The 7,348-nt window shown below is 46.9% G+C and carries 8 protein-coding genes; 3 read left to right on the plus strand and 5 right to left on the minus strand.

What is annotated here, in order from left to right:
* Positions 1-314: 314 nt before the first annotated feature.
* The 4 genes from thrB to QUA74_RS28910 all read right to left on the minus strand — a co-directional run bounded on the left by thrB (position 315) and on the right by QUA74_RS28910 (position 3,887).
* Complete coding sequence (gene thrB / locus QUA74_RS28895) at positions 315-1,277, minus strand: homoserine kinase (protein ID WP_333336051.1); 963 nt, start codon at positions 1,275-1,277, stop codon at positions 315-317.
* A gap of 90 nt (positions 1,278-1,367) precedes the next feature.
* Complete coding sequence (locus QUA74_RS28900) at positions 1,368-1,859, minus strand: tetratricopeptide repeat protein (protein WP_333336054.1); 492 nt, start codon at positions 1,857-1,859, stop codon at positions 1,368-1,370.
* Between the two features lie 3 nt (positions 1,860-1,862).
* Entirely contained in the window at positions 1,863-2,429 is a 567-nt protein-coding gene (locus tag QUA74_RS28905; protein WP_333336057.1) for a Uma2 family endonuclease, read from the minus strand.
* Positions 2,430-2,651: 222 nt separating this feature from the next.
* Positions 2,652-3,887 (minus strand): VWA domain-containing protein, encoded by a 1,236-nt coding sequence (locus QUA74_RS28910; RefSeq protein WP_333336060.1) that lies wholly within the window; start codon positions 3,885-3,887, stop codon positions 2,652-2,654.
* Positions 3,888-3,959: 72 nt separating this feature from the next.
* Between QUA74_RS28910 and QUA74_RS28915 the strand changes: the two genes are divergently transcribed.
* The 3 genes from QUA74_RS28915 (at position 3,960) to QUA74_RS28925 (ending at position 6,150) form a co-directional block, all read left to right on the plus strand.
* Positions 3,960-4,619, plus strand: a complete 660-nt coding sequence (locus QUA74_RS28915; RefSeq protein WP_006632447.1) for an ATP-dependent Clp protease proteolytic subunit — start codon at positions 3,960-3,962, stop codon at positions 4,617-4,619.
* A 180-nt stretch (positions 4,620-4,799) separates the two neighbouring features.
* Positions 4,800-5,393: an ATP-dependent Clp protease proteolytic subunit gene (locus tag QUA74_RS28920; RefSeq protein ID WP_333336063.1), complete on the plus strand. Its 594-nt coding sequence runs from the start codon at positions 4,800-4,802 to the stop codon at positions 5,391-5,393.
* A gap of 130 nt (positions 5,394-5,523) precedes the next feature.
* Positions 5,524-6,150 (plus strand): DnaJ domain-containing protein, encoded by a 627-nt coding sequence (locus tag QUA74_RS28925; protein WP_333336066.1) that lies wholly within the window; start codon positions 5,524-5,526, stop codon positions 6,148-6,150.
* Here the strand turns inward: QUA74_RS28925 and QUA74_RS28930 are convergent.
* Positions 6,144-7,073, minus strand: a complete 930-nt coding sequence (locus tag QUA74_RS28930; RefSeq protein ID WP_333336069.1) for a serine/threonine-protein kinase — start codon at positions 7,071-7,073, stop codon at positions 6,144-6,146. The two genes, QUA74_RS28925 and QUA74_RS28930, sit on opposite strands and share 7 nt — an antisense overlap.
* Between the last annotated feature and the right edge of the window lie 275 nt (positions 7,074-7,348).

Consider the following 7,348-nt stretch of genomic DNA (forward strand, 5'->3'; position numbering starts at 1 on the left):
GCCACTTTTATCAACGGGGGATGAGGGCTGTAACTCAGATTAGGTCTAGCTCTTAGCTCTCTTTGTCACCCCCCCAGGTTTTAGCCTGATATTATGGTGAATCCGCCCCTACAATGACTGTATTTTTTTTTAATGTAAAATTTTGTAGAGGGCATGGCAGAAGTTATCGAAGAGACTTGAGTTGATATTCAAGAGATTTGAAGGAGAGAGAAAGAGAATAGAAATATGAATAATTCTATGGAGAGGGGCAACCACGGGAGATTGCCCCTACAAAACACGGTTATGTAGATGTTGCGTGTCTAGGAGTGGAATAACTAAAGGGAGACTTGCGCGCCTTGAGTATCGAGGCCGATCGCCCTTACCTCAGCCTTTACCCCAAATTCCATCCAAGCAGCCGCCATCGCTTTCTCAACCGCAACAGCATTCGTAGCATCTGTTAAAGCCATAAGCGTTGGCCCGGCACCGCTAATTACCATTTCATAGGCCCCTGCATTCACGGCGGCTTGTTGCACCGCTTCATATCCCCGAATCAGAGATTGCCGATAAGGTTGGTGAATTTTGTCTTGGAGGGCGCAGCGCAGCCAGTTTTCATTGCCAGTTTCCAAAGCCCGCATCAGCAAACCGAGGTGTGCGGCATTAAAAATCGCGTCAGCCCGACTGTAATCTGCTGGCAAAACTTTGCGGGCTTCGGCCGTAGAGAGTTCAAAATCGGGGATGGCTACCACCGGCACAATATTTGGATGCCAGGGAATATCGCAAATTTCCCAGGAACCCCCCCCTTGCCCCCCCTTACTGGGGGGTTGGGGGGGTGGATTGCTAGCAGCAAGGCGACACCCTCCGAGTAAAGCGGGGACAACGTTGTCGGGATGTCCTTCAAGTTCGATCGCCAATTGCATCACTTCCACCTGAGTCAAAGGCTTTCCGGCTAACTCATTTGCACCGACTAACCCACCGACAATAGCTGTGGCGGAACTCCCCAAACCTCTAGCCAGCGGCACTTGCATATCTATATGTATGGCTACAGGGGGCGGCGATTGGTTGAGGCGATCGTATAACTTGACAAAGGCTAGATAAGCGAGATTGCTGTCATCTGCCTTGACTTTGGCAGCTTCTTTGCCTGTAACGGTAATTTTTAGTTTCTCCGTTGCTGAGGGTTCGAGTCGGGAGAATTGGAAGCGGTTGTAGAGACTTAAAGCGGCGCCGATGCAGTCAAAGCCGGGGCCTAGGTTGGCGGTTGTGGCGGGTACGGTGACGGTGACGGTGGAAGTTTCGGGCATTTTTTGAATAGTTAATTTGGAGTGTTTAACCGCAGATGAATGCGGATGAACGCCGATCGCAGGATATTATACTATGTTTTCAAAAGCCATTTATTCTTGCAGCATTTCAAGGTGCTTGATGGCATCTTGATAATCGTTGGTATTGCCATCTTTTTGATAGAGCTCCGCTGCTTTTTGATAATCGGCGATCGCCCCCGGTTTGTCTTCTAAGAACTCGCGGACTCTGGCGCGGTTGTAGTAGGCGTCGCCGTAGTTGGGGTTGATTTCAATTGCGCGATCGAAATCTGCTTTAGCTGCTGGATAGTCTTTGAGATTGCGACCGTGGATGATGCCGCGTTTATTGTAGGCTTTGGCGTAGTTGGGGTTGAGGCGAATAGCTTCGGTGTAATCGGCGATCGCCCCTTGAATGTCTCCTGCTTCTGATTTAGCTAAAGCACTATTGAATAAATCTTCAGCAGGATTTTGAACAAGATTTCTTTGAACTATTAAAGCTGAAGATTCAGCAGAAACAGCAGGGGATACATTACCCAAGATCGTCAAGATTCCTATAGTAGCGATTAAATTGTAAAATGATGATTTCATAAGTTAGGCAAAAATTTGAGCGACAGAACAACTAAAACTGGGCAACAAAGGGGAAGTTAATTCATCATTGCTCAACAGCGTAGCAATGAGCCTTAAACTTGCTTGTTCCCTGCGATAAACTTCTATTTGCTGCAACCGCCAATTCACAATCCAGTATTCCTGTACTCCTCGTACCGAATAGAGTCTGAGTTTCAAATCTCTATCCCGTCTTTCATTGTCTGCACCGAGGGAGAATACTTCAACAACTAACTCAGGTGCGGCGGTTAAATGGCCGGCTTCGTCTAGCAAGATAGCCAAGCGTTCGTTGCTAATCCAAACCACATCAGGAATGACACAATCAACATCTGTAAAAATCACCCCTGGACTAATTACTGATTCTCCTAATCCTGTTTTTTGTGACCAATTATTTAACTCTCTGCAAATGTTACCACAAACTTCTTGATGATTCCAGTGTGCTGCCCATGTCACAAATAACTCTCCATCAATAATTTCGTAACGATCGCCGTTATCGGGCAATAGTTCTAAATCTGCGGTAGTCCAGCGTACTTTATCAGATATTGTCTGGCTCATACAAGCACTCTTGATAGGTGATAGAAACATTCTAAACGATCGAGCTTCTACATGATCCACAGCTTGAAACAATCGGGCTACACTGACTTTCGCTTTTTGCAGGCGAGACTCAGAATATTGAAACCCGCCTGGGTGCGGGTTTCGTTTTTGTAGAGGCGATTTGGTATCGCCGAATTGTTCGATCGCCCAATTTAAAATTATTTAAAATTTCAAATCGCCCGATTACTTCAAAATAGTTTTAGAAGCAATCCGAGTTTTCTTGCGATCGGCTTCACTCAATTGTTCACCAGATTGCAAGCGAGTAGCAGAGGTTTGCAGCACAGTTGCGGCACTTTTATCGCCCATTTGCAGAGCAGTTTTCGCAGCAGTTTGCAGCATTGTCGCCGCGCCGGCCCGATCGCCCTGTTGCAATCTAGTTTCTGCCAGTTGAGTTTGGCGGTATTTAGCCAAAGCTAAAATGTGCTGCTGCACAGTCGGGTTAAGGGCGGGCTGATAAACTTTCAGGACATTAGCAGAAACTGCAACAGGATCGGAAAGCAAACTTTGACCGACAGTCGGATCGTCGTAGCGAATTTGCAATTGCCCGATCGCCTGTGTACCTTCGGGCAACTGTCCAATATAAATATTAGCCAAAACTACTCGCTCTATATCCTTCATTAAATCTCCCAGGCGCACCATAAAACGATCGCCCTCTTGCTGTACCGGTAATTCGATCGTATCTGGGGCAACTTGGGCGATCGGTTTGAGTTCGGCTAACCGCACTTTTGGCATTAGGGAAAATAGCAGATAAGCATTAGTCAAACCTACACCTTGGATGCGAGTAAATAGTTTGCCAAACTCGTCAACCGCATCTTCGGGACGCTGAATGTGTGCCAGAGCACCGCCGCCAGCGTCAGCAATCTTTTCCAAAATATCCTGGTTCCAGTTATCGCCAAATCCCAGAGAATTTAAAGTCATGTTGTAGTCAGCAGCCAATTTAGCCAACTTCAAACAGCGGCTGTCGTCGCCGTGTTCATTTTCGCCGTCAGTCAGCAGAAATGCCTGAGATATAGCTTCTTTTTTGCCTTTGCCCAACTCTTCAATACCTAACTTAATGCCCTCATCAATTGCTGTGCCACCGGCCGATCGCAATTGCTCAATTTGCCGTTTAATGCTGCTGGGATCTCCCACAATTTGATTGGGGACGAGGACTTTGGCTTTGTGGTCGAAAGCCACCGCGCAAAAGCGATCCCCAGGCTTCAACCTGTCTAGCAACCGTCCGGCAGCTTGTTTGACGGTTTCCAGGGGGCGTCCGCCCATCGAACCGCTGTGGTCGAGAATCAGGCACAGGTTTAAGGGTACGCTGGAGTCGATCGAGCTTGCCGTCGCAGACACCGAAATCGCTAGCTGGCGCTGGGTCGAGGGCGCAGCAGCGTCAAGGTTAGGGTCGTTGAAAACCGGGAGCAAACTAACTTTCATGCGGGATACCTAAAGATTGCGTTACTATTTCTTTAAGAATAGCTCCATCAGTTCAGGCAACATTTCGGTTATATGAACACACCAATTAAAGCTGTGCAATCGCCATACTACGGGGAAGGGAACTCTCGGACGCCACCTCCCGATTTGCCATCCCTGTTGCTGAAGGAGCGGATCGTTTATCTGGGGATGCCTCTGGTGCCTGCGGTAACAGAACTGATTATCGCTGAACTGTTGTTCTTGCAGTACGAAGACCCGGATAAGCCGATCAAAATCTACATCAACTCGACCGGCACTTCTGGTTACAGTGGCGAACCCGTCGGCTTTGAAACAGAAGCCTTCGCTATCTGCGATACGATCAGGTACATTAAGCCGCCCGTGCACACTATTTGCCTCGGTTCGGCAATGGGGATGTCTGCGATGCTTTTAGCGGCTGGTACAAAAGGCTTTCGGGCGAGTTTGCCACACGCTTCGATTGTGTTGCACCAACCCAAGGCTTACACGCGGGGTCAAGCAAGCGACATTCAAATTCGGGCTAAGGAAGTGCTGGCAAATAAAGCGACGATGCTTGAGATTTTTGCAAGCTGTACAGGCCAACCGATCGAAAAGATTACTAAAGATATGGATCGGTTGCTGTACCTGACGCCCCAGGAAGCTAAAGAATACGGTTTGATCGATCGCGTTCTTGAAAGTTCGGAAGAATTGCCGAAACCGCTGCCTGCTGGAGTCATCTAACTCGGCTGTGAAAGAAAGTTTTGAATTTTAAGTTTTGAGTCTTAAGTTAAAGAGTTCAAAATTCTCGCACCAGCGTTGAGAAGGACTAAATAAGCTCAAAATTCAAAACCCGAAATTCAAAACCCGAAATTCAAAACTCAAAACTACTCGTCAATTACCAACTAAACGGAGTTCCGAATTATGCCTATCGGTGTGCCAAAAGTTCCCTACAAAATGCCGGGGGGTTATGATACTCAGTGGATTAATATCTACGATCGCCTTTACCGGGAACGAATTATTTTCTTGGGCAGGGACGTTGACGATGAAATTGCCAATCAAATCATCGCTGTGATGCTCTATCTCGATTCGGAAGATTCAGGTAAGGATATCATTTTGTACATCAATTCCCCAGGCGGGATGGTGTCGGCAGGCATGGCTATTTTTGATACCATGCAGCACATTAAATCGGACGTGGTGACGATTTGTGTGGGCTTGGCTGCTTCGATGGGTTCTTTCCTTTTAGCTGCCGGTGCGAAGGGGAAACGGTTAGCTTTGCCTCACTCGCGAATCATGATTCACCAGCCTTCTGGGGGCACACGGGGACAAGCAACGGATATTCAGATTGAGGCGAAAGAGATTCTGCGACTGCGCCACCAACTCAACGGTATCTATGCTAAGAATACTGGCAAGCCGCTCGAGAAAATCGAGAAGGACATGGATCGCGACTATTTCATGTCCGCTGAGGAAGCCAAGGAATACGGCTTGATTGACAGAGTGATCGAAGATCGTCCGTAAGCTATTTTTGCGCTTCAGTAGTGCGGGCAACCCTCGCACTACAACCTAGTTCGCAGTAAAATATGGCAGAATCTTTACATTTAAGGATTCTGCCATATTTAATGGTATTATAAACGCTCATTCATGCTAGATGGATATTGCAGATTATTACCGACAGTTAGGACTGAGGTCTGGCGCGAGTTTATCGCAAGTTAAGGCCTCTTATCGGCAGTTAGCCAGACAGTATCACCCCGATGTGAATCCGGGAAACGAACAGGCTAAGAATAAGTTTATTGCTATTACTGAGGCTTATAAGTTCTTGGTGAATGTTGCCCCCCACCATGTTGCGGAGTCGAAAGTTGCCAATTCAACTGTGTCGCCTACTTGGACACCGGTGGATCAGGGGGTGAAAGCTCAACCCCAAGCAGTTAATGTGACTCGAAAACAGCCTCCCGTTCAATCTAATGCGGATCTGTCGGCGGTGGAACAAAAGTTAAAGCAAGATGCTTATTTTGAGCTGCAGCAGTTGCTGAAATATCAGAGGTTCCCACGGGCGATCGCCTTGATTGAGGGTTTGGCCCAGCGGGTTCCCGAAGATTTGGAGGTGCGTCAGTGGCAGGCGATCGCCTATCAGCGCTGGGGACGGCATTTGATCGAAGAAAAGCAGGTTGATAAGGCGAGAATTTATTTGAAAAAGGCTGTGAAAACTGACCCTCACAATCGGGCTTTGTGGGCGGAGGTTGAGCGGGATTTTCGCAGGTTGGAACAGATTTATTGAAGCGATGTTGCGTCCCCCTTTTGCAGGGGGTCTCCGTCGTAAATTTTTAATTTTTCTAAAATAACTTGGGTATTTTCAGGTCGGTTTTCCGGTAGCGGTTCTATCAATTCGTCGATCGACTCTAGAAGTAACGGGTCAATATCTACAGCTTGGTTCCTCCAATTAATTTTACCAGTTTTTTCATTAACGGGAAAGTCGAGCGGCTCTATGCCGGTTAATAAATGTACAAAAGTACGCCCTAGGGCAAAAAAGTCCGATCGCACGCCTGCTTTACCTAGAATTTGTTCCGGTGGGCAGTATCCAGCAGAACCTATGGGTATGGTATTTATCTCTACTTCTGTGGCGGCGCCGAAGTCAATTAATCTCAATTTCCCATGGGCTTCAACCATCAGGTTTGATGGCTTAATATCCCGATGCACTACATGATATTTGTGGATGTCCTGCAAAATATGAAGCATTTGTTGCAGCCAATCAAGAGCGAGCTTTTGAGAAACGGACTGTTTTTTAGTTAAGAATTCGGCCAAGTTTTCTCCGGTAATTTTTTCCATTATTAAACAAGACAATTTCTGGAAATTATGGGGAAGTTTAATTTGGAAATAACCGTCAGGTTCGACTTGCGGAACAGAACCCTTTCCGGCCAGCCAAATCAAAACTCGCGCTTCTTGCTTGAACAACCGAACTAAATCGGGATTGTGGGTGTGTTTCAAGACTTTTAAAATTTTGACCGTTCCCCATTCGTTTTCCCCGGTTCCCAAATCTTCGACTTCAAAGATGTCTGTGGGGCGTGCGGGATTGGGCGATCGCACTGGTTTAAGGATACGATAGCGATCGGCAATTAACAAATCCGTACCGCAAGCCTGACAATTTTGAGCAGCAGCAGGATTTTCGCGTTGTTCGCATTGAGGATTGATGCAGTAAATCATCGGCCTTGATACGTCCAGGACTGACGGATTTAACGAATTGATTCAATTATTAGCATAAAACCCAGCAGTTCTGACCTTACTACTGGGTTTATATTTACCGCCCATTTGGGCACACGATCACATTTAAGTCAAGGATTTAAGATTAATAGCATCGCGCTCTACCGATTGAGCTACCCCCCTGCGTTTGGTACAGGGGGCTGAATAGACCTCTTGCAAAATAATTTTATGATATAATGGAAAGTTTTGCTTGACTGGATTGAATCCCAACTATTAAC

The sequence above is a fragment of the Microcoleus sp. LAD1_D3 genome (genome assembly GCF_036702135.1).
GTDB lineage: Bacteria > Cyanobacteriota > Cyanobacteriia > Cyanobacteriales > Microcoleaceae > Microcoleus.

What these genes read in the sequence shown, in the direction of transcription:
- thrB (WP_333336051.1), bottom strand. Translation starts at nt 1,277, where the DNA reads ATGCCCGAAACTTCCACCGTCACCGTCACCGTACCCGCCACAACCGCC.
- QUA74_RS28900 (WP_333336054.1), bottom strand. Translation starts at nt 1,859, where the DNA reads ATGAAATCATCATTTTACAATTTAATCGCTACTATAGGAATCTTGACG.
- QUA74_RS28905 (WP_333336057.1), bottom strand. Translation starts at nt 2,429, where the DNA reads ATGAGCCAGACAATATCTGATAAAGTACGCTGGACTACCGCAGATTTA.
- QUA74_RS28910 (WP_333336060.1), bottom strand. Translation starts at nt 3,887, where the DNA reads ATGAAAGTTAGTTTGCTCCCGGTTTTCAACGACCCTAACCTTGACGCT.
- QUA74_RS28915 (WP_006632447.1), top strand. Translation starts at nt 3,960, where the DNA reads ATGAACACACCAATTAAAGCTGTGCAATCGCCATACTACGGGGAAGGG.
- QUA74_RS28920 (WP_333336063.1), top strand. Translation starts at nt 4,800, where the DNA reads ATGCCTATCGGTGTGCCAAAAGTTCCCTACAAAATGCCGGGGGGTTAT.
- QUA74_RS28925 (WP_333336066.1), top strand. Translation starts at nt 5,524, where the DNA reads ATGGATATTGCAGATTATTACCGACAGTTAGGACTGAGGTCTGGCGCG.
- QUA74_RS28930 (WP_333336069.1), bottom strand. Translation starts at nt 7,073, where the DNA reads ATGATTTACTGCATCAATCCTCAATGCGAACAACGCGAAAATCCTGCT.